This is a genomic window from Kitasatospora sp. NPDC056446 (assembly GCF_042796115.1).
Taxonomy (GTDB): domain Bacteria; phylum Actinomycetota; class Actinomycetes; order Streptomycetales; family Streptomycetaceae; genus Kitasatospora.
This window is the reverse complement of record NZ_JBHTRF010000109.1, coordinates 1-23,405: the sequence shown is the minus strand read 5'-3', so window position 1 is coordinate 23,405 and position 23,405 is coordinate 1. Positions and strand designations below refer to the sequence as shown.

Genomic DNA, 23,405 nt, shown 5'->3' with positions numbered 1-23,405 from the left:
TCCCGTCTGTTGGGCTAGCATTTGTGTTTGTGTGTTCGGCCACGTTCCACCCCCCCCCGCCCCCCCCCGCCCCGGCCCGCCCGGACCCTGACCAACCCGGCCCGCCTGCCCGTCCGGTCCGGTGTCCTGTCCGGGCGGGTGCGCCCGTGCCGGGTCGTCCGGCGCCCGGCGGGCCAGCCCGCGCGGGAAGTCGCTCCGGTCGACTTCCCGCGCAGGGGGAGGAGAGACGCGGCCCGGCCCGGTGCGCGGTGGGGCCGAGACCCGCCGCGCTTTCGCGGGCGGGGGCGTGCAAGGCCCCGGGTCCGGCCTGGGCCCCGGGGTGTCTGCAGTGGTGGTGCGTGGGAAGTCGGCCTGCTCGACTTCCTGTGCCCTGTCCTGGCTCCGCCTGTGTCGGGTCGTGCGGTGCCCGGCGGGTCTCGCCGTGTCGTGGTCCCGTTGTGTGGGAGGTCGGCCCGCTCGACTTCCGCTGCGGGCCCCGGGGTGTCCGCAGTGGCCGGTGTGTGGGAAGTCGGCCCGTTCGACTTCCCGTGCCCTGTCCTGGCTCCGTCCGTGTCGGGTCGTGCGGTGCCCGGCGGGTCTCGCCGTGTCGTGGTCCCGTCCTGTGGGAGGTCGGCCCGCTCGATTTTTGCTGCGGGGCTGCGGGGATGCGGGGCCCGGTCCGGTGGTGCGCGGGAAGTCGGCGGGGCCGGCTTCCGGTGCGTGGCGCGGCGGTCGGGGTGTGCGGCGGGGGTCGAGGCCTGGCGGGCGGGGTGTGCGGCTGTGCCGGCGGGGGAGTCCTGGTCCCGGGGCGCGGGCACCCCGTGGCGGCGGCACGCGGGAAGTCGCACCGGTCGACTTCCCGCGCGGGGGAGCGGGGAGCGGGGGAGCGGGGTCGGGGTGTCCGGGGTTCGTGCGGTGGGCGGGGGCTGTCCCGGCCTGTCCCCGGTCTGCCCTGGTGTCCTCGTGTCCGTGGGGTGGCCCTTGTCCCTTTCGTCGAGTGCGTCGGGTCGGGTGTGCGGCCCGGAGCCGTGCTGTGCGGCCCCCACGGCGTGGAGCGGAGAGGGGGCCGGAGGTGTCGCCGTCCGCGGGATGCGGGCGGCGCCGGGAAAATCACTTGATCCACTGGCTTACGGTTCCCGCATGACGACGACGCTCCGACTGGAACCGGTCACCGCCGCCAACTTCGATGCCGCGATCGGCCTGAAGGTCCGCCCCGACCAGGAGCACCTGGTGGCGCCGGTCGTGAAGTCCCTCGCCGAGGCGTACGTGCACCCGGGTGTCGCGTGGCCCCGCCTCGTCTTCGACGGCGACCGGCCCGTCGGCTTCCTCATGGCTTTCCTCGGCATCGACTTCGCGGGCGACGGCAGGGGCACCGACATCCGTTCGGGCCTGTGGCGGCTCAACATCGCGGCCGGCGAACAGGGCCGCGGCTACGGCCGCTTCGCGGTCGAGGCCGTGGCCGCTGAGATCCGCCGCCGCGGCGGCACCCGCCTGACCACCACCTGGCACCCGGGCGGGGACGGCCCCGAGGGGTTCTACCTGGGCCTCGGGTTCCGGCCGACGGGGGAGACGAGCGGGGACCAGACGGTCGGGGAACTGGAACTGGGCTAGGACCTGCGCGGATCCGCGGGACTTCGCGGTCCGCGTGCCCGCGCGGGCGGGCCCTCGCAGGGGCTCGCGCGGGGAGCGGGGCCGGCGGGCGGCAGGGCCGCGTGCGGGTGCGGCCCGTCCGCCGCGGGTGCGCGGGTGTGCAGGCGTCGGGGCGCAGGGGGCCGGCTTCCGGTGCGCCCGGGGGCGGGCCGGGCCGCCTTGACACCCCGGGTCGTATCCAGAATATTAGATACGTCCTTGCCGGGCCGGACGGCGGAAGGAGCGCGCGGTGGACCCCCTGGCCGTACACAAGGCGCTCGCCAACCCGGCGCGCGCGGACTTCCTGCGCTGGCTCAAGACGCCCGAGCTCTACTTCGACGAGGCGTACTACCGCGAGCGCGGCGTCGGCTTCCACATCGGCGTGTGCGTCACCGACATCCGCGAACGCTCGGGCCTGGCCCAGTCGGTGGTCTCCGGCTACCTGCAGATCCTGCGCGACGCCGGACTGCTGGTGTCCGAACGCGTCGGCAAGTGGACCTTCTACCGGCGCGACGAGGAGACGATCGCGGCGTTCGCCGCCTACGTCCGCGACGAACTCTGACCCCGGCCCGCCCGGCCTGACGGGGCGCCCGCGCGAGGGCGCCCCTTTTCCCGCCCCGAACCCATCTAACTATCTAGATTTGTCGTCATGTCCTGGAGGCTGCCGTGACCACACCACCCGCACCCGCGCCCGCCCGCCCCGCACCCCTAGCCATCGCCGCCCTGGCCCTGGGCGTCTTCGGCATCATCACCACCGAGATGGGCGTCATCGGCGTCCTGCCCCGCCTGGCCGAACGCCTGCACACCACCCCCGCCACCACCGGATGGCTGGTCGGCGCGTTCGCCCTCACCGTCGCCGCCACCGGACCGGTCGGCGTCCTCCTCGCCTCCCGCCTGCCCCGCAAAGCCGTCCTCGCCACCGCCCTGGCCGTCTTCGCCGTCTCCAACGCCGTCTACGCCCTCGCCCACTCCTTCCCCCTCCTCCTCGCCTTCCGCGTCCTGCCCGCCCTCTTCCACCCCGTCTTCTTCGCCCTCGCCCTGACCGCCGCCACCCGCCTCGCCCCACCCGCACGCCAGGCCCGCGCCGCCACCACCGTCTTCGCCGGCGTCACCGCCGGCTTCGCCTTCGGCGTCCCCCTCACCTCCTACCTCGCCGACCACCTCACCCTGCCCGCCGCGTTCTGGAGCGCCGCCGCCGTCAACCTCCTCGCCTGCGCCGCGATCCTCGCCTTCTTCCCCGACCTGCCCGACACCGCCCGCCCCACCTACCGCGGCCAACTGCGCATCCTGCGCCGCCCCCGCCTGTGGGCCTCCACCACCGCCGTCACCCTCGTCTTCGCCGCCATGTTCTGCGGCTACGGCTACATCGCCGAATACCTCGAACACGTCACCGGCCTCGACGCCTCCCTCACCGGCCCCGCCCTGATGGCCTTCGGCATCCTCATGACCGCCGGCAACCTCGCCTTCGGCCGCCTCCTGGAACGCGGCCTCACCCGCACCGCCACCGCCTACCCCCTGCTCTACCTCGCCCTCTACCTCCTCATCGACACCACCGGCCCCCACCTCGCCCCCATGCTCGCCACCCTCCTGCTGTGGGGCGCCCTCCATGGCGGAGGACTCACCACCGCCCAGGCCTGGCTCGCCCAGGACGCCACCGACGCCCCCGAGTTCGGCAACAGCCTCTTCATCTCCTTCTCCAACCTCGGCATCACCCTCGGCACCACCACCGGCGGCCTCATCGTCACCACCACCGGCCCCCGCCACCTCCCCCTGGCCGCCGCCGCCCTGGCCGCAGCCGCCCTCGCCGCCGTCCTGCTGCGCCGCCGCCTCGGCCCCGCCCCCGTCCCGGGAGCCGGGGCCGGGGTGGGGGCCGAGTCCGGGGCCCGCCACGAGCAGGGACAGCGGACGGCCCCCGCAACGCCCTGACCGGACCCGCCCGCACCCGCCCGGACCCGGACGCCCCGGGAGCCGGGCGCGTGGCCGGGCGGCGCGGTGGACGGCACGGAGCCCGGCCGCCCGAACCGCCACCCGCCGCCGTGGCCGCCGTCCTGCCGCGCCGCCGCCTCGGTACCGCGCCCGTCCCCGCACCCGTGGCGGGAGCCCGGGGACCCGGGGGCCCTCGGCGGTGCCGCGCGGTTCGGGCGGCCGCGCCGCCCGGGACCCAGGGTCCGTGTCACCGCACGGCGGACAGGCCGTCAGGCCCGTACCGACCGCCAGGAGCACACCCCCGCGCCCGCACGGCCTCGCACGGCCCCGCACGGCCCCGCGCGGCCGGGCGCGATTCGGGTGATCCGGATCGCCCCTTCGGAGATCCCCGCCGCGCGGTGGACGACGGGGCGCGCCACGGCCCGGACAGGATGAGCGCCGGTCCGCACCCCCGAACACACGCCCCCCGCCCGGCACGCCCGCCGACGCCACCGCCCGCCGACTCCCGGCGCGCAGCACCCCGTCGCGCGGACACACACCCCGTACGGGCCGCCCGCACGGACGCGTACCGGGGCGGGGCCGCGGGCCCGCCGCCGCACCAGGCGGGGGCGACCGATGGACGACAACCCGACGAAAGGCCTTCCCACGACCCGTACGACACGACGGATCGCGCTGCTCCTCGCCGCCGGCGCGGCGCTGTTCACCACGGCCGCCCTGCCCGCCGTCCAGGCGCCGGCCGCACCCCGGGCGGCCTGTCCCCGCACCTTCGGGCTCTGTCTCGACGACGGACGGGTGCTGACCGAGGCCACCCCGGCGATCAAGCCGCCGGCCACCGGGGCGGTCAACAACGACGTCCGCGGGTGGTGCGTCTTCGAGGGCCCGAACTTCACCGGCGCCGGCTTCGGACTCGAGCCGGGCGACCGGGTCTCCGGCAGCGAGTTCCGCTCCGCCGAGCCCTGCTAGCACAGCGGCCCCGGCCGGGCGGGGGTCCGGTCGTACGGCGCCGAGGACGCGACCGCGAGGCGGGCCGCCGCAGGACAACCGCCGGGCAGGTCGACCGGCCGGGCGGAGCCGCCGGTCCGGTCCTTGCCGGGCGGGCGCTACGACGCCCCCGTCCCCGGGCGGGGCCGGCGGCTGTGCTCCCGCAGCGCGGTGAGCGCGCGCCCGGTCATGTCGTCGGACGTGCCGACGGCGTCGACCGTGACGAGCAGGCCCTGCCCGGCGTAGTACCGGGTGACGGGCTCCAGCATCGCTTCGTGGGACTCGATCCGGCGCCGGGCCCGGTCGTCGCGGTGGGTGTGGCGGGCCGCCTGCGCCTGGGGAAGACGCAGGTGAAGCACGCTGTCGAGGGGCTCGCCGAGCTCACGGAGCACCCCGTCCAGGGCGAGTGCCCGGGCGGCGCTGTGCGGGTGCCCGACGAAGAGGAAGCCCGCATGCGCCGACCGGCGCAGGTGGTCGCGGACGACCTCGGTGAAAAGCCCGTCGGGGAACGGCCCGCCGGAGGCGATGATCCCGGCGGCCCGGATCCCCAGTGCGGTGCCCCGGGAGAGGTGCGTGCGCATGAGGTCGCCGAAGCGGACCTGCGGCACGCCCAGGGCCCCGGCCAGCGAATCGGCCGGCGACTCCCGCCCGAACACCGGCGGTCGGAAGAGCACGACGCGCACCAGCCCATCCCTTCCTGGCCTGGATCCGGTCCCGGAGCACCCGGTCCGTCCCGGCCGTACGGGGGACGCCCCGGCTCGCAGCCCCGGAGCCGGGGCGTCCCTGTGAGAGCCGCGGCTCAGCCGTCCCGCCGTCCGAGCAACGACGAGGCCCGTGGTCAGCTCGCCGGGCTGATCACGGGCGGAGCCCGGACGCCGAACTCAGCGTCCGCGATAGCCGTTGAGCGTGGTTCCCGCGCCGCTGGCAGACTTCAGGTACTCGTTCTCCGCCGCCGACTCCGTCAGCTCGGCCAGCAGTTCCTTGTTCCTCCAGGCGAGAGCCCCGATCGAGACAGCGGCCAGAAGGACGAAGCCGGCCCTGGCCGCGACCCGGCCTCTGCCGGACCTGCCTTCGGTCGGTGCGGCCTCTTCCGCGGCCTCACCGGCCCCAGGGGTCTCGACGCCGTCCTCCTTGCGGATGCCGACGTGCCCGGTCCGGCGGGAGTGCTGTCGAAGCTCACCGGGATCGTTGCTCCCATAGGAGCACGACCCGCATTGATAATCGGTCACCAGCCAACCCTCTCACTCCTGCGGCGTAAGCACGCACGAGGCCGATGACGCTGCCGCGCCGCAGCCCTCGGGCCTGACGCAACGGTGCCGCTGTTGACGCTCGGACAGAAGGAAGGGCTGCCTCAGCCGACCTCTCCCGGGGGCGGTGTGCCCGGCGCGGCCGCGGTGCCGGGCCGCCTGTCCTGTCCGTCACAGCCGGACCGACCGGCGCCGACCGGCGATCGGGCGGACTCGCGGTGTCATGGTCCCTGATCCGATGACAGCCCATGGGACCCCCGAACCGTGGCCGGCGCCGTGGAGCCGACGGCGGACCCGCACGCCGCCTGGACACCCGGACCCGGACCCGGGCCCGGGCCCGGACCCGGCCTGGGCTCAGGACCGGGTGCCCGGCGACCCCGTCGCCGTGGGCAGCCGCCCAGCCGCCCGGCAGGGTGCGGCCCGGCGCGGTGAGCGCGTGGTCGACGTGCGGCGGCGGACCGGGACGGGCGGTGCGCTCCACCGGCCCCGCGCCCCGCAACCGTGACCACGACCGGTCCAGGACCTTCGGACCGATCCCGCCGATCCCCGCGCACAACCGCCCCGGACGGCACGGACCCCGGCGCGGCGCGCCCGCAGCACCACCGGGCCCCGGGGCGCGGGCGGGCAGGCCGACGACCGGACGGGCACGGCAGCCGGTGAGGAAACCCCGCTGACCGCCCGCGTACCGGACGGTGCCCGGGCACCGCCCTACCGTCGAAGCACGAAACGGGGACGACCACCGGCACCGGCAAGGGGATGGCGACACCATGAGGATCGGGATCGTGGGCACCGGGGCGATGGCCCGGGCCCTGGGCGGGGCCTGGGCCCACGCCGGACACGACGTACTGCTGGGCGGACGCGACCGCGACCGCGCCCGCCACGCCGCCGCCGACACCGGACACGGCACCCGGTGGGGCGGCGTGCACCAGGCACTGTGCCACGGCGACGACGCCGTCCTGCTGGCCCTGCCCCACCAGGCGGCGGCCGAGGTCGCCGCGGCCGGCGCCGGCACACTGGCGGGCCGCACCGTGGTGGACTGCTCCAACCCCGTCGCGCCCGGCTTCACCCTGGCCACCGGGACAGGCCCCTCGGCCGCCGAACGCATCGCGGCCGCCGCACCCCACGCGCACGTGGTCAAGGCGTTCAACCTGTGCCACGCCGGCGTGTGGCACCCGCGCCCGCCGGTCTTCGACGGCCGCGCACTGGCCGTACCCCTGTGCGGGGACGACCCGCACGCGCTGGCCACCGTCGCCGCCCTGGTCCGCGACACGGGCAGCGAACCGCTGGCCGCCGGACCACTGGCCCGCGCCCACCTCCTGGAAGCCACGGCCGCACTGCTGATCGGCCTGTGGGTCGGCCAGGGCGCCGACGCCCAGGCCATCGCCCCGCCACTGGCCCACGCGGGCCCCCTCGCCCCGCACCCGGACACCCCCGCACCCGGAACCGGCGGGGGAACCGGTGAAGGCCCCTGACGGACCGGCGGGCCGACGGACGGGCCGAGGGGGAGGGGACGCGGCGCGGGGACGGGCGGGGGAGGGACCGTCATGCTGCGCCCGCCGCCGGACCGCCACGGGCCCGGGCGGGGAGGCCGGTGAAGGCTCTTGGCGGACGGGCGGACGGGCGGACGGGCGGACGGGCGGACAGGCGGGCGGTGGGGGCCGGTGGCGGAGAGGGCCCGGCCCCGGGCCGGTCAGGCGTAGCGGTCGAACAGGGCTTGCAGGTAGTCCTCCAGGTGCCCGGTCAGGGCGGGCGGGGTCAGGTCGGTGCGGCCCAGGTCGCGCCAGGGGACGGCGACCTTGTGCGCGTCGGGGGCGAAGGCGAGGGCGTCCAGCAGCCGCCAGTACAGGTGGTCGCGGTCCGGGGCGAGGGCGCCGCCGGCCGCGCGGTAGCGGTCGGCGAAGGTCAGGCCGGCGTCGGGGCCGTGCAGCAGGGCCAGGGCGGTGGCGCAGTGGGCGACGTCCAGGTCGGCCGGGCCCCAGGAGGTCTCCACCCAGTCGACGATCCCGCTGACCGCCAGGGTGTCCCCGGCGCCGGTGAACAGCACGTTGCCGGGGTGGAAGTCGCGGTGCAGGAAGCAGGAGCGGTGGGCCGGGGCCTCGCGGCGGATCTCCTCCACCGCCCGCGCCCACAGTGCGGGGCGGGCGGTGTCCGCGGGCACGCGCACCAGGTCGGGGGCCGTCCACGCCTGCCAGGCGCGCGGGCGCCCGGCCTCGCCGACGTCCAGGGCGTGGACGGCGGCCAGGTGACCGGCCAGCAGGTCCGCGCGCCGGTGGGCGTCCCGGTCCCGGTCCAGGCGCACGCTGCCGGGAAGGTGCGTGGTCAGCAGCGACGGGTGGTCGCAGGACGCGCCGTGCGCGTCCAGGGCCAGCGCCCGCGCGGCCGGGACGGCGCCGCCCTCCAGCAGGCGCAGCACGCCGGCCTCGCGGGCCAGCAGCGCCGGGGCGTGGCGGCGGTAGAACGGCTTGACGAAGGAGCGCAGGACCAGCGCGTACGGGCCCGCGCCGTCGGGGCGTTCGACGTCCAGGCGGCGCATCCGCGAGGTCCAGCCGCCCCGCAGCGCGCTCACCCGGGTGATCCGCTCGCCGGGCGCCAGCGCCTCCCGGGCCCAGCGCAGGGTGTCCGCCCAGTCCCGCGCACCGCCCGCACCGCCGCCACCGTCCGCGCCGCCGCCACCGCCCGCACCGTCCTCGGTGGCCGCGTCCGGGGTCCGGCCGTCGTCGTTCCCGATCATGGACGTGCAGCCTACGCGCCGCCCCTCGGCACTGCCGGAGCGGGCCCCGCGGCCGCGGCGGATCCGCACGACGCCGGTGACGGCACCGTCCGCGCCCGGCACGGGGGTTGGACCGCCGGCCGCCGGACGGCGCGGCGCCCGCCCGTGCCCGGAGCCGCGAACTCCCGTGCCGCACAAGCGCACCGACCGCCGCCGGCCCCGGCACCCGCCGGGGCCCGCGGCCGCCTGCCGGCCCGTCCTCAGGAAGGCGCCACCCCCCGCACCTCCGCGTCCGCGGCGGCCACCACCGCCGTCAGCAGGCCCGGGAAGCGCACCTCCAGCTCCTCGCTGCGCAGCGCGTTCATCTTGGTCGTTCCCACGTAGTACTGGCGCAGCAGTCCCGCCTCGCGCAGCACACTGAAGTGGTGGCTGGAGGTCGAACGCCCGACCGGCAGCTCGAAGGAACCACAACTCAGATCGGCCCTGGAGTGCGCGAGCGTGCGCACCACCGACCGGCGGGCCGGATCAGCGAGCGCCTCCAGTACCTTCTGGACGCTCACGTCCTCCACACCAGGGTGCACGATCATCCGCGCCGCCACGCGTGCCCGTCCCACACCCACCACCCCTTCCCCACTCGACCCCCGTCCGTCCGATGGTCAAAAACCGCGCCGTGCGCGCGACTTCACGCCCCGACGCTACTACGCCCGACCCATCTGCCACGCGCACCGCAACACCTCCGCAACACACCCGCGGGAGCCGGCCCGGGCCCGGGGCGCCTGGGGGAGCGGGCGGGAAGCGGGCCGCGCCCCGCGCCCCGGCGCCGCACGCACCGCCGCACGCACCGCCGTACGCACGGCGCCGGAGGAGGGGCGGCAAGTGCCGGGAGGGGAAAGGGTGTTCGCCCCGCCCCGCCGTCACGCGGGCCCGGCGCGGGCCCCGGGGCGGGGGCGCGTGCGGCGGCGGCAGGGCGCCGGCGGGCGGTTGCGGGAACGGCCCGGGGCGCCGGGCGGACGGACCGCGCGCCCGGCGGCGCGCCGGACGGCCGCCCCCACGGGAGGAGGCGGCCGTCGCCCGGAGCAACCGCCGACCGGAAACCGGGGACGGGACGGGACGGGACGGGACGGGAAACCCGGGATCGGGCCGGACGGAACGGGAAGCCGGAAAAGGGGACGGACGGAACCGGAAAAGGGGCGGGACGGGACCGGAAAGGGGAGGGGCGGAACCGGGAGCGGACCCCGGCCCCGCCCCTGCGGGGCTCAGGCCGCGCGGGCCGGCGCGGCCGGTGCCGGACGCGGCAGCCGGGCCAGCGCCAGGGGTTCGAAGATGCCCATCAGCACCGGGTCCACCGGGCGCACCGCCGCCGGGGCGGGCGGCACCGGGGTGGGGGTGCGCAGCAGGGCGAGGTACAGCTCCTGGCTCTCCGCGGCCGGGTCGATGCCCAGTTCCTCGGCCAGGACCTGGCGCAGCTGCTGGTAGCAGCGCAGCGCCTCGGCGCGGTTGCCGGAGGCGGCCAGCGCCTCCATCCGGCAGCGGTAGGCGCTCTCGCGGAACGGGGCGCGGCGCACCGCCTCGTCGGCCCAGCGCAGCGCGTGGTGCTCCTCGCCGAGCGCGGACGCGGCCAGGCTCGCGGTCTCCAGCGCGCTGATGCGCAGTTCCTCCACGTGCTCGCGCACCCCTTGCGCCCACTCGCCCTCGTGGTCGGGCAGGAACGCCCCGCGCAGGTTGGCCAGCGCCCCGGCGGCCAGCTGCTGGGCCACCGCGTGCCCGCCGCCCGCCAGCGCCTCGCCGGCCTCGCCGACGGCCGAGGCGGCGGCCTCCAGGTCCACCGCCGCGTCGGCCGGCAGGCGCAGCACGTACCGCCCGCCCTGGGCGATCAGCGGCGTCGCGCCGGGCCCCTGCCCGGGGTCGGTGACGAAGGCCCGCACCCGGCTGACCACGCTGCGCAGCGCGGAGGCCCACGTGTCGGGCAGGCCGTCGGGCCAGATGGTGTCGGCCAGCTGGTCGCGGCTGGTGCCGCTGGAGCGCTCCAGCACCAGGCGGGCGAACGCCACCTGGGCCTGGGCGCTGGACAGGTGCTGCGGGGCACCGTCCTCGTGCTCGATCGCCACCAGACCGGTGAGGCGGATCAGCATCGCCGCACCCCCGATCTGCCGGACGGACTGTCTTCCCTGAAGCCGTTCAACGTAGCTCCAACCCCCTTGAGTCAAAGCGGAAGCGACGGCCCGTGCCGGCCGTCGGCATGGGAAACCCGGAACAGCGCAATTCCCGCCGACCAGCCGTTCGGTTTCGGCGGATTTCGACCATACATTCGCCGCGATGCGCGGTGTCAACACCGGCCGCGAAAACATACCCGCCGGCCGGTCGATGCGTCGTGGACGCAAGGTTTTCCCACGTCAGAACGTTCCCGCAGGCCGGGGAAGCGGCTATTGCGGACGCCTTGCGCATCCTGCCGTAGAAATGTAGCCATCCTTGAGCACCCCGCGTGAAGGCTTCGAGAAAGCCCGGCCGAAGCAGCCCCCGAACCATCCCGCGCCCACCCCGCACCGTATCGGGCCGGAAAAGAACCGGAATACGCCCGGCGGCAAACCGGACGGAAACCGGAAACGAACCCGGACGAGAAAAGCACGCCGCGCCGCCCCCCGGAAAACCCGCCGAACCCCGCGGACCGCGAAAGACCGCGAAACCGGCGGAAGACCGTGACACCAGAAGACGCGACACCCCGAAGACCGCGACACCCGAAGACGCGACACCCCGAAGACCGCGACACCCGAAGACCGCGACACCCCGAAGACCGTGACGCCGTAACCGCGAAGCCGTGAAGGAGAAACACCGTGAACGCCACCGGAGCATGGGACCGCCTGGAGCCGAAGCTGGCCGCAACGAATGCCCGCGTGGCCGCACTGGAGTCCGACCCCTCCCGGCGCAACAGCTTCGTCGCCTACACCATGGAACGCGACAGCGCCTACTGCGACCTCGACGGCGAGCGCCTGCTCATGATGTCCGGCTACAGCTACCTCGGCCTGGCCGGCGACGAACGCGTCGTGGCCGCCGCCAAGGCCGCCGTCGACGTCTACGGCACCGGCAACCACGGCGTGCGCGCCCTGGCCGGCACCATCCCCCTGCACGAGGAACTCGAAGCCGAGGTCGCCCGCTACGCCGGCCGCGAACGCGCCCTCGTCTTCGGCTCCGGCTACGCCGCCAACGTCGGCACCGTCGGCGCCCTCGTCGGCCAGGGCGACACCGTCCTGATCGACAAGTACGACCACGCCTCCATCGTCGACGGCTGCCGCCTGTCCGGCGCCACCGTCACCCGCTTCCGCCACAACGACGTCGACCACCTCGAACGCCGCCTCAAGGCCGCCGCCCCCACCGGCGTACGCCTGGTCATCGTCGACAGCGTCTACTCCATGGACGGCGACATCGCCCCGCTGCCCGAACTGCGCGAGGTCTGCGACCGCTACGACGCCCTCCTCATGGTCGACGAGGCCCACGCCCTGGGCGTCATCGGCGCCACCGGCGGCGGCATCGAGGAACACTTCGACCACAAGGTCCGCGTCGACGTCAAACTCGGCACCCTCTCCAAGGCCATCCCCTCCATGGGCGGCTGGATCGCCGGCAGCCACGACCTCATCGGCCACCTGCGCTACGCCGCCCGCCCCTTCCTCTTCTCCGCCGCCCTGGGCCCCGCCCAGACCGGCGCCGCCCTGGAGAGCCTGCGCATCCTGCGCCGCGAACCCGAACGCGTCACCCACATCCAGACCCAGGCCCAGCGCCTGCGCACCCGCCTCAACGACGCCGGCATCTCCACCATGGACTCCTCCACCGCCGTCCTGCCCGTCATCGCCGGCAGCGACGACGCCGCCTACGACTACGCCACCGCCTGCCGCAAGGCCGGCGTCATCGGCCTGCCCGTCGTCACCCCCGCCGTGCCCAACGACCTGGCCCGGCTGCGCATCGCGGTCACCGCCCGCCACACCCCGGCCGACATCGACTTCGCCGCCGAGGCGTTCCTGACCGCCGCCGCCCAGACCGGCCTGATCTGACCCCCCGGCCACCCCCGCCCCCAAGAGAGGAGACGAAGCCATGGCCCCGCGCACCCGCCCGCCGATCGCCGTCACCGGCCTGGGCGTGGTCAGCCCCGCCGGCCACACCGTGGAGGAGTTCTGGCGCACCGTCGCCTCCGGACGCTCCACCGCCACCGCCCTGACCGACCCGGCCCTGGCCCGCCACCGCGTCCGCCTGGGCTGCCGCGTCACCGACCTGCCCCAGGACGGCCCGGTCCCCGCCAAGGACGCCCGCCGCCTGGACCCGTTCGCCCTCTACGGCACCCTCGCCGCCCTCGCCGCCCACCGCGACGCCGGCAGCCCCGAACCCGGGCCCGGACGCGCCGCGATCGTGGTCGGCAACGCGGTCGGCGGACGCACCACCAGCGACCGCGAGTCCGCCCTCTACACCGAGCACGGGCCGCTGCGCGTCTCCCCGCTGATGCCGCTGGTCACCATGCCCAACGCCGCCGCCGCGCAGATCGCCATGCGCCTGGCCTGGGACGGCCCGGCCCTGACCGTCGCCACCACCTGCGCCTCCAGCGCCGACGCGATCGGCCACGCCGTACTGCTGCTGGAGAGCGGACGCGCCGACGTCGTCATCGCCGGCGGCTGCGAGGCCACCCTGTCACCCGTCACCCTCGCCGCGTTCGGCAACCTGGGCGCCCACTCCCAGCGCAACGACGACCCCGCCCGCGCCTCCCGCCCCTTCGACACCGCCCGCGACGGCTTCGTCATGGGCGAGGGCGCCGGCTTCCTCGTCCTGGAACGCCTGGACGACGCCCGCGCCCGCGCCCGCACCCCCTACGCCCTGCTCGCCGGGTACGGCTCCAGCTCCGACGCCTACCACCTGTCCAACCCGCGCCCCGACGGCGCCGGCGCCGTCACCGCGATGCGCGCCGCCCTCGCCGACGCCGGCCTGAGCGCCGCCGACATCGCCCACGTCAACGCCCACGGCACCTCCACCGTGCACAACGACCGCGCCGAAGCCGCCGCCCTGCGCACCGTGTTCGGGCCCCACGGCGTGCCGGTCACCTCCACCAAGGGCGCCGTCGGCCACCTGATCGGCGCGGCCGGCGCCGTCGAACTGATCGCCGCCGTCCAGGCCATGAACAGCCGGCACGTCCCTCCCACCGCCAACCACGAGCAGACCGAGGAGGGCCTGGACCTGGACGTCGTCCACGGCCGCCCGCGCCCCGTCCCCGCCGGCGCGGCCCTGTCCAACTCGTTCGGCTTCGGCGGCCACAACGCGACCCTGGTGGTGACCCCGCTATGACCACGACCACACCCACACCCACACCCGCGACCGCACCCGCACCCGCGGACCCGGACACGGCCCTGCCCGCGCCCGCCGCGCCGCCGTCCTCGCGCACCCGCCTGACCGTCACCGCGCGGGACCTGGCCGCCTACCGCGCCACCGCCCGCACCGGCCTGCCCGCCCCCGCCCGCACCGGCGCCAGCCCCGCCCACCCCTTCGTCGCCGCCCACGCCCTCGCCCAGCACACCGTCACCGCCCTGACCGCCGGCGACGACGGCTTCACCGGCGTGGTCCACCTCGCCCAGGAGATCCACACCCACACCCCCCTGGCCGCCGGCGACCTCGACGTCACCGTCACCGTCGACGCCGTACGCCGCGAGGCCCGCGGCCTGCGCCTGGCCCTGACCACCCGCCTCACCGACCCCGCCGGCACCCCCGTCGCCGACCTGCACACCGCCGCCCTGCTCCTGGGCGCCACCCGCACCGACCCGTACGGCACCCCGCGGCCCGCCGCCCACCCCGGCACCACCCCCGACACCGGGCCCCACACCCTCACCCGCACCCTCGCCGCCGCCGACACCACCGCCTACGCCCACGCCTCCGGCGACCTCAACCCGATCCACCTCGACGACGACGCCGCCCGCGCCGCCGGCTTCCCCGCCGCCATCGCCCACGGCATGCACCTCATCGCCCTGGCCGCCGAGGAGATCACCGACCGCCACGCCGGCGGCGACCCGGCCCGCCTCACCGCCCTGGGCGCCCGCTTCGCCGCCCCCACCCCCACCGGCAGCGAGCTGCGCCTGGCCTTGCAGTCCTACGACGGCGGCGCGGTGGTGCGCTTCACCGTCGCCACCGGCGCGGGCACCGCGGTCAAGGCCGGCTGGGCGCGGATCGCGCCGGCGGGGGAGTGAACCCGATGACCGCCGAGACCACGACCGCCGAGACCACGGCCTCCGAGACGACGACCGCCGAGACGATGACCACGCACACCGAGGCCGCCCTGGCGCCGCTGCCGCTGCCGGACGCGTTCACCGCCCACGCCCGCACCCGGCCCCACGCGCCGGCCCTGCTGTGGCACGAGCGCACCGTCTCCTACGGCGAGCTCGCCGCGCTGGCCGAGACCGAACGCGAGCGCCTGAACGCCCTGGACCTGGCGCCGGGGGAGCCGGTGGGCCTGTTCGCCGTCAAGTCGCCCGAGGCGGTCGCCCTGGTGCTGGCCTGCCTGACCGAGCGCCGCCCGTTCCTGCTGCCCTCCCCGCAGCTGGCCCCGGCGCTGCTGGCCGCCCTGTTCGCGCAGGCCGGCGCCCGGCGCCTGCTCGCCCCGGCCGGCCAGGACGTCCCGGTGCTGCCCGCGCTGCCCCGGCCCGCGCCGGTGCCCACCCTGGCGGCCGGCACCTCGTTCATGCTCACCACCTCCGGCTCCACCGACCTGCCCAAGATCGTCCCGCTGGCGCAGGGCCGCGTCGACCGGTTCACGGCCTGGGCCCACGACACCTTCGACCTCGGGCCGGGGAGGGTCGTCGCCAACTACGCGCCGCTGAACTTCGACCTCGCCCTGCTCGACGTGTGGGCCACCCTCGCCGCCGGCGGGACCTGCCTGCTCGTCGACCCCGCGCACGCCCTCAACGCCCGCCACCTGCTCGACCTGCTCGTGCGCCACCGCCCGCACGTCCTTCAGGCGGTGCCGCTGGCCTACGCCCTGCTGGTCCAGGCCGCCGGCGGCGCCCCGCTCCTGGACAGCGTCGAGCACGCCGCGTTCACCGGCGACGCCGTCGACGCCCGCACCCTGGCCGCGCTGCCCGCCCTGCTGCCCAACGCCCGCCTGTACAACATCTACGGCTGCACCGAGACCAACGACAGCTTCCTGCACCGCCTGGACCGCCTGGACGCCGCCGCCGCGCTGCCCGTGCCCATCGGCACCCCGCTGCCCGGCGTGCGCACCCTGATCGCCGCCCCCGACGGCACCCGCGTCCAGGGCCCGGGCAGCGGCGAACTGTACGTCTCCACCCCCTTCCAGGCCGCCGGCTACCTGGACCGCTCCCGCGACGCCGGGCGCTTCACCACCCAGCCCGAGGGCGCCGGCGACGGGCGGCGCTGGTTCCGCACCGGCGACCTCGTCACCCGCGACGAGCAGGGCCGCGTCCACCTCACCGGCCGCTCCGACTTCCAGGTCAAGGTCCGCGGGGTGGCCGTCAACACCGCCGAGGTCGAACGCGTCCTGCTCGCCCACCCCGAGGTCCGCGAGGCGGCCGTCGCCGCCGCCCCCGACCCGCTGACCGGCAAGCGCCTGCACGCCGCCGTCCAGCGCGCCCCCGGCTCCGCCCTCAACACCCTCGTCCTGCGCGAGCACCTGGCGCGCAACCTGCCGCGCGCCGCCGTCCCCGAGAAGCTCGCCATCCACGACGAGCCGCTCGCCAAGACCGCCACCGGCAAGGTCGACCGCAAGGCCGTCCTGCCCGCCCCTGACCCCCGGCCCGCCTGACCCCGGCCCGCCCCGGCCCCTGACCCCCGGCCCGGCCCGGTCCGGCCCCCCTGGTTTTCCGTCCCGCATATCCGAAACCCGTACCCACGCAAGGGAGTTGCCGCCATGAGCAACATCGCCCAGATCAAGCGGTTCCTGATCGAGGAGTTCCTGCCCGACGTCAGCGCCGACCAGCTCGCCGACGACCACGACCTGCTCTCCGACGGCGTCATCGACAGCCTCGGCGTCCTCAAGCTCATCGCCTGGGTCGAGGACCACTTCTCCCTGCCCGTCGACGACACCGACCTGGACCCCAACAACTTCCGCTCGGTCACCGCCATCGACGCCTTCATCACCCAGCGCCGCACCGCGGCCACCGCCACGGTGGGCGGCTGACCCATGCACCCGGCCCTCACCGCACTCCTCGCCGGCCGCCCGGTCCCCCTGGACGCCTGGCGCTCGTGGTGGGACCGGCTGGAACCGCGCACCCTGGGCCCGGCCCGCGACAGCGACCGGGCCCAGGCGGCGGCCCTGCTGGCCAGCCTCACCACCCGCCTGCCCGACCCGGCGACCCTCGCCGCCCTCACCGCCTCCCTGACCGAACGCGCCCCCGACCCCGGGCCCGCCCACCCCCACAGCGTCAACATCGTCGGCACCGGCGGCGGCCCCGCCACCTTCAACCTCTCCACCGCCGCCGCCCTGACCGCCGCCGCCATCGGCATCCCCGTCGTCAAGACCGGCTCGCGCGCCTACACCAGCGCCGCCGGCTCCGTCGACCTCCTGGAACGCCTGGGCATCACCCTCACCTCCGGCCACGCCGCCACCGCCGACCACCTCGCCCGCCACGGCATCGCCTTCGCCGGCCCCCACGTCTACCCCCCGGCCCTGACCCGCCTGGCCCGCGTCCTGTACCCGCTCACCCTCAAACCCTTCGGCGCGTTCCTCAACACCCTGGGCCCGCTGCTGGCCACCGTCCCCGTCACCGCCCAGCTCACCGGCGTCTGCGCCGCCGCCCCGCTGGACACCCTGCGCCACCTCGCCCCGCGGGTGGCCGGGCGCGCCGTGTGGCTCGCCCACAACAGCGCCGGCGCCGACGAGCTCCTGCCCTTCGCCGACAACACCCTGCACACCCCCGAGGGCACCGTGCGCCTGCCCGCCGGCGCCGTCGCCCCCGACGAGGGCACCCTGGCCGACCTCGCCCCGCACCCCGACGACCTCACCGGCCACTTCCTGCGCGCCCTGGCCGGACAGGCCGGCCCCGCCGCCACCCGCACCATCGCGCTCAACGCCGCCGCCCTCGCCCTCGCCTCCGGCCGCCACACCCGCTGGGACGACGCCTACACCGCCGCCCTGGACGCCCTCGCCGACGGCGCGCCCCGCTCCCTGGCCGAACGCCTGGGAGCCCGACACCAGGAGCCGGCCCGTGCCTGACCCCCTGTTCCCCCCCGGCGGCCGGGGCCTGGCGATCTTCCTCAACGCCGGCGACCCCGCCGGCCGGCTGGCCGACCTCGCCCTGACCCTCGACACCCACGGCGTCGACGTCCTCGAACTCGCCGTCCCCTTCCCCGACTCGCCCACCGACGGCCCGGTCATCCGCCGCTCCGCCGACCGCGCCCTGGCCGCCGGCACCACCCTGGACACCGTCCTGGCCGAACTCGCCGCGCTCACCCCCCGGCTGAGGCACCTGCGGATCGTGCTGCTCGCCGACTGGAGCCACAGCCTGCGCCGGCGCGACCCCGCCGCCACCGCCCGCGCCGTGCGCGACGCCGGAGCCCGCGCCCTGCTCGTCCACGCCCTGCCCCCGCGGGTGCGCCCGGCCTGGCAGGACGCCCTGCGCGCCGAGGCCCTGCCCCAGGTCACCACCTGCTACCCGGCCTCCGCCCCCGAGGTCCTGGCCGACGCCGCCCGCGGCGCCCGCGGCGCCTACGTCTACCTGGTCGCCCACTACGGACGCTCCGGCACCACCCCCGCCACCGGCCACCGGGCCCTGGCCGGCACCGTCGCGGCCCTGCACGCCGCCGCCCCCGGTACGCCCGTCGCCGTCGGCTTCGGCGTGCGCGCCGCCGCCGACCTGGACGCCGTGGCCGCCTCCGGCGCCGACGCCGCCATCGTCGGCTCCGCCGCCGTCGCCCGCCTGGAACACGCCCGCGACCACGGCCTGGACCCCGTCACGGAACTGGACGCCTTCCTCACCGACCTCCGCCCCGCCCGTCCCCCGCACCCGGACCCGCCCGGCGGACGCACCACCACCGGCACCACCGGCAGCACCCGCACCACGAGCACGACCGGCACCACCCGCAGCACCCCCGGCACGACCGGCACCACCACCCTCACCACCCCCACCGGCACCGCCACCGGCGCCACCACCCGAGAGGAACAACCCGCATGCTGATCCGCGACCTCGCCGACGTGAAGACCGTCGAATGGGGCAACGGCCTGTCCCGCCGCTTCCTGGTGGCCGGCGACGGCCTCGGCTACAGCCTCACCGACACCGTCGTCAACGCCGGCACCAAGTCCCGCCTGGAGTACCGCAACCACCTCGAGGCCTGCTACTGCATCGCCGGCTCCGGCGAGGTCATCGACATGGACGGCAACACCCACCCCATCACCCCCGGACGCCTCTACGCCCTCGACGAGCACGACGCCCACTACCTCGTCGCCAGCCCCGACGAGGACCTGCGCCTGGTCTGCGTCTTCTCCCCGGCGCTGCAGGGCGACGAGGTCCACCAGCTCGACGCGCACTCCTCCTCCGCCTACTAGGCCCGGCGCACCGCCGTACCGGGCCGCGGCCCCGGGGAACCCCACCCCCGGCGCCGCGGCCCCGGCGGCGCACCGCCACCCGCCCCGCAGGCGACCTTTCTGTCCCACCAGCGCCGGCGCCCCCGTGCGCCGGCCTGCCACCCCGCGCCCCCGCAACCGGCGGGCCCGGGAGGAAGGCGGCACCCCCGTGATCCGCTGGAACGCCGACCAGACGGCCCTGCGCGAGGGCCTGGCCCGCTTCGGCGACGACCTGAGCGCCGGCCACATCGAAGGCGACGAACAGGCCGCCTTCTCCCACGACAAGTGGCGCCTCATCCAGAAGACCGGCATCCTCTCCCTGCCCTTCGACGAACGCTACGGCGGCCTGGGCCAGTCCCTGCTCACCACCATGTACGTCCTCGAAGGCCTCGGCCAGACCTGCCGCGACGGCGGCCTCAACTTCTCCGTCACCACCTCCCTCGCCTCCACCGGCGTCCCGCTGCAGGCCTTCGGCTCACCCGCCCTCAAAGAGGCCTACCTGCCGCGCATCGCCTCCGGCGAGGCCATCGGCGCCCACGCCATCACCGAGTCCGAGGGCGGCTCCGACGCCATGCAGATGCGCACCCGCGCGGTGCGCGACGGCGACGACTTCATCCTCACCGGCGCCAAGACCTTCGTCTCCAACGGCCCCGTCGCCGACGTCATCGTCGTCTACGCCCGCACCCACCCCCAGGGCGGCGCCCTGGGCGTCACCGCCTTCCTCCTGGACGCCGGCACCCCCGGACTGACCACCGGAAACCCCATCAAGAAGATGGGCCTGCGCACCTCCCCGCTGTCCGAGCTCTTCCTCGACGGCGTGCGCGTGCCCAAGGACCGCGTCCTGGGCCGCGTCGGAGGCGGCTTCCTCGTCCTGGACCACGTCATGAAACGCGAGATCCTCTACTCCTTCATCGTCAACACCGGCGAGATGCAGCACCGCCTGGCCCGCTGCCTGGACTACGCCAAGACCCGCATGTCCTTCGGCAAGCCCATCGGGTCCTACCAGAGCGTCGCCAACAAGATCGTCGACACCAAGATCCGCCTGGAGACCGCCCGCAAGTGGCTCTACGACACCGCCCAGCGCCTCGAAGCCGGTGACAACGTCACCGTCGACATGGCCATCGCCAAACTCCTCACCAGCGAGTCCAACCTCGCCACCTCCCTGGCCGCCGTCCAGGTCTTCGGCGGCAACGGCTACATGTCCGAGTACGGACTGGAGAAGGACGTGCGCAACGCGGTCGCCGGCACCATCTACTCCGGCAGCAACGAGATCCAGTACAACCGCATCGCCGCCATGCTCGGACTGGGCAAATGACCGCCCCCGCCCTGGCCCCCGCCCCCGTGCGCCCCGGCCACCTCAAGGTCTGCGGCGCCCGCACCCGCGCCGACCTCGACCTGCTCGCCGACGCCGGCCCCACCCTGGTGGGCCTGTGGCACGGCGTCCCCGGCGGCCCCGCCGACCTCGACCCCGACGGCCTCGCCGACCTCGCCGCCACCGCCATCCGCCTGGGCCTGGAACCCGTCCTCGTCACCTTCCTCGACGACGCCGACCACCTCGCCCGCCTCGCCCGCACCACCGGCATCCGCTGGATCCAGCTCCACGCCTACCAGAGCCCCGCCCTCGTCGCCGACCTGCGCGAACGACTGCCCTACGCCGTCCTCGTCAAAGTCCTCCACCTCTCCCGCGGCCGCTGCCTCGAACGCGCCTTCACCCCCGCCTTCGAACGCGCCGGATGCGACCTGTTCCTCCTGGACACCGTCACCGACGACGGCCGCGTCGGCTCCACCGGCCAACCCCTGGACCCCGCCCACGTCCACGCCCTGCTGCCCCGCCTGCACACCCCCTTCCTCCTCGCCGGCGGCCTCAACACCGCCAACCGCGACACCTACCGCACCGTCACCGACCACCCCCTCTACGCCGGCGCCGACATCGACACCGCCGCCCGCGACCGCACCGGCCGCCTCACCCGCGAAGCCGTCACCGCCCTCACCCGCGCCTGGCACCCGCGCCTCCAGGAGGCCGCCCTATGACCTTCATCGACGCCCTGCTCACCGCCCGCCGCCCCCTCGTCATGGAAGTCAAACTCCGCGACCCCCACGGCAACGACCTCCTGGGCCCACGCACCGTCACCGACCTCGTCGCCCACTACGAACAGGCCGGCGCCCCCTGCCTGTCCGTCGTCACCGGCCGCTGGTTCGGCGGCACCACCCGCCTGCTGCGCGAGGTCACCGCCGCCACCGACCTGCCCGTCCTCCAAAAAGACTTCCTCACCCGCCCCGCCCAGCTCGAAGCCGCCCACGCCATGGGCGCCTCCGCCGTCCTGCTCACCGCCGCCCTGCTGCCCGCCGCCTCCCTGCGCCGCCTGGTCACCACCGCCCTCGCCCTGGGCCTGACCCCCTTCGTCGAGATCACCGACGAACGCGAACTCGACCACCTGCCCCACCCCGACCAGTGCGTCATCGCCGTCAACAACAAGGACATCCGCACCCGCGAACGCGACCCCGGCGACCCCACCCGCAGTCTGCGCCTGCTGCCCGCCCTGCGCGCCGCCGGCTGCCGCGCCCCCGTCTCCGCCTCCGCCATCACCGACCCCGCCACCGCCGCCCGCCTCCTGGACGCCGGCTACGCCGCGCTCCTGGTCGGCACCGCCCTCATGCGCACCGGCGACCTGCACACCTGGCTCGCCGACCTCGACACCGCCCGCACCGGGGCCGCCGCGTGAGCGCCACCGCCCTGCGCACCCGCTCCCTGGTCCTGGACGCCGCCGGCGTGCCGCTGTCCGCGCTGGTCGCCGAACCCGAGCACGGCGACCCCAAGGCCGTCGTCCTGGCCATCCACGGCCGCGGCATGCGCGCCGCCTACTTCGCCGGCCCCGCCCACCCCGACACCAGCCTGCTCACCCTGGCCGCCGACCTCGGCTACACCGTCCTGGCCGTCGACCGCCCCGGCCACGGCGCCTCCGCCCACCGCCTGCCCCAGGGCCAGCTCATCGCCGACCAGGCCGCCACCGTGCACGCCGCCCTCACCGACTACGCCCGCGCCCACCCCGTCGGCGCCGGCGTCCAGCTCCTCGCCCACTCCTTCGGCGGCAAGATCGCCCTGCACCTGGCCGCCCACTGGCCCCACGACCCGCGCCTGCCCCTGCTCGGCGCCGACATCAACGGCCTCGCCCAGCACTACGCCCCCGGCGCCTGGGACCGCCCCGACGACCTCGCCGGCGGCGGCCGCCTCAACTGGGGCCCCCTCGCCCTCTACCCGCCCGGCACCTTCCACGCCGCCCGCGCCCTGCTCACCCCCGTGCCCGCCCTCGAATCCCGCGAACTGGCCGGCTGGCCCGCCCGCTACGGCGACCTCGCCGCCCGCGTGCGCGTGCCCGTACGCCTGACCCTCGCCGAGCACGAGCACTGGTGGCGCCTGGACCCCGGCGCCCGCACCGCCCTGACCGCCGCCTTCCCCCCGGGCCTGGCCCACCTGGTCACCGCCCGCGGCGCCGGCCACAACCTCTCCCTGGGCCACGCCGCCCGCCCCTACCACCTGCGCGCCCTCGCCTTCGCCGACGACTGCCGCACCCGCCCCGCCCCGGCACCCGCCCAGGCGCCCGCACCGGTCCTGGCCGCCGTCTGACCCCGCCCCGCCCCCGCCCCCGCCGCCCGGCCGGCGCCGGGGGCCGGCGGCGCGGGCGTTCCCGGCCGGCGCACAACGGCCCGGACGGGCCGCGCGGTTCACCCCGCCGCCGCGAACACCCTTTCAGGACACGGCCCGTCCGCATACGGACACCCACCGGCCCCGGAAGTTGATCAAGCACCGGCCGCTGCGCGAGGATCGGGCACCCGAACCAGCCGCCCCACCCAGCAAGAGGCCACCATGCACAAGACCAGGACCGCCCTCGCCACCCTCGCCCTGCTCGCCGCCACCGCCCTGGGCGCCACCCCCGCCCACGCCGGCGACCTCCCCCAGGTCTGCACCAGCAAGCACGGCTTCGACAACGGCAGCTTCTACTGCGGCGGCGCCTACGGCGAGGGCGAGAGCCTGTGGCCGCTCAACTCCGGCGACTGGGTCGACTTCGTGATCGGCCTCGACCACGCCGTCTGGTTCCGCACCACCAACAGCCAGTGGGTCTCCCTGGGCGGCTACTTCACCGGCAAGGTGACGTTCACCAAGAAGCTCAACGACCTCAACTTCACCATCAACGCCCTGGGCTCCGACGGCGTCACCACCTGGTCCCGCGACCGCACCCACAAGGGGTTCGTCACCCCCTGGTACGTCAAGAGCTGACCTTCGCGCGCGGACGCCGCCGGGGGCGGGCCGGCATGCGGCCCCCCCCCCCCGGGGGGGGGGGGACGGGGGCGGGGCGGGGGGGGGGTTACAGCGGGGCGGCGGGGGGTCCGCGGC

The 23,405-nt window shown here is 76.1% G+C and carries 23 protein-coding genes; 18 read left to right on the top strand and 5 right to left on the bottom strand.

The genetic code is table 11. From position 1 onward, the window contains the following. Window positions 1-1,119: 1,119 nt before the first annotated feature. The 4 genes from ACFQ6N_RS37420 to ACFQ6N_RS37405 all read left to right on the top strand — a co-directional run bounded on the left by ACFQ6N_RS37420 (window position 1,120) and on the right by ACFQ6N_RS37405 (window position 4,497). Window positions 1,120-1,590: a GNAT family N-acetyltransferase gene (locus tag ACFQ6N_RS37420; protein ID WP_380658582.1), complete on the top strand. Its 471-nt coding sequence runs from the start codon at window positions 1,120-1,122 to the stop codon at window positions 1,588-1,590. A 268-nt stretch (window positions 1,591-1,858) separates the two neighbouring features. Further along, window positions 1,859-2,170: an ArsR/SmtB family transcription factor gene (locus ACFQ6N_RS37415; protein WP_380658581.1), complete on the top strand. Its 312-nt coding sequence runs from the start codon at window positions 1,859-1,861 to the stop codon at window positions 2,168-2,170. Between the two features lie 104 nt (window positions 2,171-2,274). Further along, window positions 2,275-3,534, top strand: a complete 1,260-nt coding sequence (locus ACFQ6N_RS37410) for an MFS transporter (RefSeq protein WP_380658580.1) — start codon at window positions 2,275-2,277, stop codon at window positions 3,532-3,534. A 615-nt stretch (window positions 3,535-4,149) separates the two neighbouring features. Continuing rightward, entirely contained in the window at window positions 4,150-4,497 is a 348-nt protein-coding gene (locus ACFQ6N_RS37405) for a hypothetical protein (protein ID WP_380658579.1), read from the top strand. Window positions 4,498-4,634: 137 nt separating this feature from the next. Here ACFQ6N_RS37405 and ACFQ6N_RS37400 read toward each other — a convergent pair whose 3' ends face one another. Both ACFQ6N_RS37400 and ACFQ6N_RS37395 read right to left on the bottom strand, forming a co-directional pair. Next, window positions 4,635-5,198 carry an adenylate kinase family protein gene (locus ACFQ6N_RS37400; protein ID WP_380658578.1) on the bottom strand — a complete coding sequence of 188 codons (564 nt, stop codon included), beginning with the start codon at window positions 5,196-5,198 and terminating at the stop codon, window positions 4,635-4,637. Window positions 5,199-5,396: 198 nt separating this feature from the next. After that, entirely contained in the window at window positions 5,397-5,744 is a 348-nt protein-coding gene (locus tag ACFQ6N_RS37395; RefSeq protein WP_380658577.1) for a hypothetical protein, read from the bottom strand. Between the two features lie 785 nt (window positions 5,745-6,529). Here ACFQ6N_RS37395 and ACFQ6N_RS37390 point away from each other — a divergent pair. Then, window positions 6,530-7,234 (top strand): NADPH-dependent F420 reductase, encoded by a 705-nt coding sequence (locus ACFQ6N_RS37390; RefSeq protein WP_380658576.1) that lies wholly within the window; start codon window positions 6,530-6,532, stop codon window positions 7,232-7,234. Window positions 7,235-7,452: 218 nt separating this feature from the next. Here the strand turns inward: ACFQ6N_RS37390 and ACFQ6N_RS37385 are convergent, their stop codons facing one another. The 3 genes from ACFQ6N_RS37385 to ACFQ6N_RS37375 all read right to left on the bottom strand — a co-directional run bounded on the left by ACFQ6N_RS37385 (window position 7,453) and on the right by ACFQ6N_RS37375 (window position 10,604). After that, on the bottom strand, window positions 7,453-8,493 hold the full coding sequence (locus tag ACFQ6N_RS37385; RefSeq protein ID WP_380658575.1) for a phosphotransferase family protein: 1,041 nt from the start codon (window positions 8,491-8,493) through the stop codon (window positions 7,453-7,455). A 239-nt stretch (window positions 8,494-8,732) separates the two neighbouring features. Continuing rightward, complete coding sequence (locus ACFQ6N_RS37380) at window positions 8,733-9,032, bottom strand: ArsR/SmtB family transcription factor (RefSeq protein ID WP_380658574.1); 300 nt, start codon at window positions 9,030-9,032, stop codon at window positions 8,733-8,735. 696 nt (window positions 9,033-9,728) lie between these two features. Continuing rightward, a complete protein-coding gene (locus ACFQ6N_RS37375) occupies window positions 9,729-10,604 on the bottom strand; it encodes a BTAD domain-containing putative transcriptional regulator (protein ID WP_380658573.1) in 876 nt (291 codons plus the stop codon). A 699-nt stretch (window positions 10,605-11,303) separates the two neighbouring features. Between ACFQ6N_RS37375 and ACFQ6N_RS37370 the strand changes: the two genes are divergently transcribed. The 13 genes from ACFQ6N_RS37370 to ACFQ6N_RS37310 all read left to right on the top strand — a co-directional run bounded on the left by ACFQ6N_RS37370 (window position 11,304) and on the right by ACFQ6N_RS37310 (window position 23,288). After that, window positions 11,304-12,515, top strand: a complete 1,212-nt coding sequence (locus ACFQ6N_RS37370; protein WP_380658572.1) for an aminotransferase class I/II-fold pyridoxal phosphate-dependent enzyme — start codon at window positions 11,304-11,306, stop codon at window positions 12,513-12,515. Between the two features lie 40 nt (window positions 12,516-12,555). Beyond that, on the top strand, window positions 12,556-13,791 hold the full coding sequence (locus ACFQ6N_RS37365; protein WP_380658571.1) for a beta-ketoacyl-[acyl-carrier-protein] synthase family protein: 1,236 nt from the start codon (window positions 12,556-12,558) through the stop codon (window positions 13,789-13,791). Further along, on the top strand, window positions 13,788-14,684 hold the full coding sequence (locus ACFQ6N_RS37360) for a MaoC family dehydratase (RefSeq protein ID WP_380658570.1): 897 nt from the start codon (window positions 13,788-13,790) through the stop codon (window positions 14,682-14,684). The genes ACFQ6N_RS37365 and ACFQ6N_RS37360 overlap by 4 nt, the downstream gene beginning before the upstream one ends. 5 nt (window positions 14,685-14,689) lie before the next feature. Continuing rightward, window positions 14,690-16,255: an AMP-binding protein gene (locus tag ACFQ6N_RS37355; RefSeq protein WP_380658569.1), complete on the top strand. Its 1,566-nt coding sequence runs from the start codon at window positions 14,690-14,692 to the stop codon at window positions 16,253-16,255. A gap of 105 nt (window positions 16,256-16,360) precedes the next feature. Further along, window positions 16,361-16,630, top strand: coding sequence for an acyl carrier protein (locus ACFQ6N_RS37350; RefSeq protein WP_380658568.1), 270 nt, complete (start codon window positions 16,361-16,363; stop codon window positions 16,628-16,630). Between the two features lie 3 nt (window positions 16,631-16,633). Next, on the top strand, window positions 16,634-17,665 hold the full coding sequence (locus ACFQ6N_RS37345; protein ID WP_380658567.1) for a hypothetical protein: 1,032 nt from the start codon (window positions 16,634-16,636) through the stop codon (window positions 17,663-17,665). After that, on the top strand, window positions 17,658-18,626 hold the full coding sequence (gene trpA, locus ACFQ6N_RS37340) for a tryptophan synthase subunit alpha (RefSeq protein WP_380658566.1): 969 nt from the start codon (window positions 17,658-17,660) through the stop codon (window positions 18,624-18,626). Before ACFQ6N_RS37345 ends, trpA begins: the two co-directional genes overlap by 8 nt. After that, on the top strand, window positions 18,620-18,994 hold the full coding sequence (locus tag ACFQ6N_RS37335) for an ectoine synthase (RefSeq protein ID WP_380658565.1): 375 nt from the start codon (window positions 18,620-18,622) through the stop codon (window positions 18,992-18,994). The genes trpA and ACFQ6N_RS37335 overlap by 7 nt, the downstream gene beginning before the upstream one ends. A gap of 187 nt (window positions 18,995-19,181) precedes the next feature. Continuing rightward, complete coding sequence (locus ACFQ6N_RS37330) at window positions 19,182-20,327, top strand: acyl-CoA dehydrogenase family protein (protein WP_380658564.1); 1,146 nt, start codon at window positions 19,182-19,184, stop codon at window positions 20,325-20,327. Then, window positions 20,324-21,043, top strand: coding sequence for an N-(5'-phosphoribosyl)anthranilate isomerase (locus ACFQ6N_RS37325; protein WP_380658563.1), 720 nt, complete (start codon window positions 20,324-20,326; stop codon window positions 21,041-21,043). The genes ACFQ6N_RS37330 and ACFQ6N_RS37325 overlap by 4 nt, the downstream gene beginning before the upstream one ends. Next, the gene (locus tag ACFQ6N_RS37320; protein WP_380658562.1) at window positions 21,040-21,735 is read left to right on the top strand and encodes an indole-3-glycerol-phosphate synthase; all 696 of its coding nucleotides are present in this window, start codon (window positions 21,040-21,042) and stop codon (window positions 21,733-21,735) included. Before ACFQ6N_RS37325 ends, ACFQ6N_RS37320 begins: the two co-directional genes overlap by 4 nt. After that, complete coding sequence (locus ACFQ6N_RS37315; RefSeq protein WP_380658561.1) at window positions 21,732-22,637, top strand: alpha/beta hydrolase; 906 nt, start codon at window positions 21,732-21,734, stop codon at window positions 22,635-22,637. The genes ACFQ6N_RS37320 and ACFQ6N_RS37315 overlap by 4 nt, the downstream gene beginning before the upstream one ends. A 240-nt stretch (window positions 22,638-22,877) precedes the next feature. Continuing rightward, window positions 22,878-23,288: a hypothetical protein gene (locus ACFQ6N_RS37310; RefSeq protein ID WP_380658560.1), complete on the top strand. Its 411-nt coding sequence runs from the start codon at window positions 22,878-22,880 to the stop codon at window positions 23,286-23,288. Window positions 23,289-23,405: the final 117 nt, after the last annotated feature.

What these genes read in the sequence shown, in the direction of transcription:
- ACFQ6N_RS37375 (WP_380658573.1), bottom strand. Translation starts at nt 10,604, where the DNA reads ATGCTGATCCGCCTCACCGGTCTGGTGGCGATCGAGCACGAGGACGGT.
- ACFQ6N_RS37335 (WP_380658565.1), top strand. Translation starts at nt 18,620, where the DNA reads ATGCTGATCCGCGACCTCGCCGACGTGAAGACCGTCGAATGGGGCAAC.
- ACFQ6N_RS37385 (WP_380658575.1), bottom strand. Translation starts at nt 8,493, where the DNA reads ATGATCGGGAACGACGACGGCCGGACCCCGGACGCGGCCACCGAGGAC.
- ACFQ6N_RS37350 (WP_380658568.1), top strand. Translation starts at nt 16,361, where the DNA reads ATGAGCAACATCGCCCAGATCAAGCGGTTCCTGATCGAGGAGTTCCTG.
- ACFQ6N_RS37320 (WP_380658562.1), top strand. Translation starts at nt 21,040, where the DNA reads ATGACCTTCATCGACGCCCTGCTCACCGCCCGCCGCCCCCTCGTCATG.
- ACFQ6N_RS37325 (WP_380658563.1), top strand. Translation starts at nt 20,324, where the DNA reads ATGACCGCCCCCGCCCTGGCCCCCGCCCCCGTGCGCCCCGGCCACCTC.
- ACFQ6N_RS37405 (WP_380658579.1), top strand. Translation starts at nt 4,150, where the DNA reads ATGGACGACAACCCGACGAAAGGCCTTCCCACGACCCGTACGACACGA.
- ACFQ6N_RS37360 (WP_380658570.1), top strand. Translation starts at nt 13,788, where the DNA reads ATGACCACGACCACACCCACACCCACACCCGCGACCGCACCCGCACCC.
- ACFQ6N_RS37355 (WP_380658569.1), top strand. Translation starts at nt 14,690, where the DNA reads ATGACCGCCGAGACCACGACCGCCGAGACCACGGCCTCCGAGACGACG.
- ACFQ6N_RS37365 (WP_380658571.1), top strand. Translation starts at nt 12,556, where the DNA reads ATGGCCCCGCGCACCCGCCCGCCGATCGCCGTCACCGGCCTGGGCGTG.
- ACFQ6N_RS37345 (WP_380658567.1), top strand. Translation starts at nt 16,634, where the DNA reads ATGCACCCGGCCCTCACCGCACTCCTCGCCGGCCGCCCGGTCCCCCTG.
- ACFQ6N_RS37420 (WP_380658582.1), top strand. Translation starts at nt 1,120, where the DNA reads ATGACGACGACGCTCCGACTGGAACCGGTCACCGCCGCCAACTTCGAT.
- ACFQ6N_RS37390 (WP_380658576.1), top strand. Translation starts at nt 6,530, where the DNA reads ATGAGGATCGGGATCGTGGGCACCGGGGCGATGGCCCGGGCCCTGGGC.
- ACFQ6N_RS37310 (WP_380658560.1), top strand. Translation starts at nt 22,878, where the DNA reads ATGCACAAGACCAGGACCGCCCTCGCCACCCTCGCCCTGCTCGCCGCC.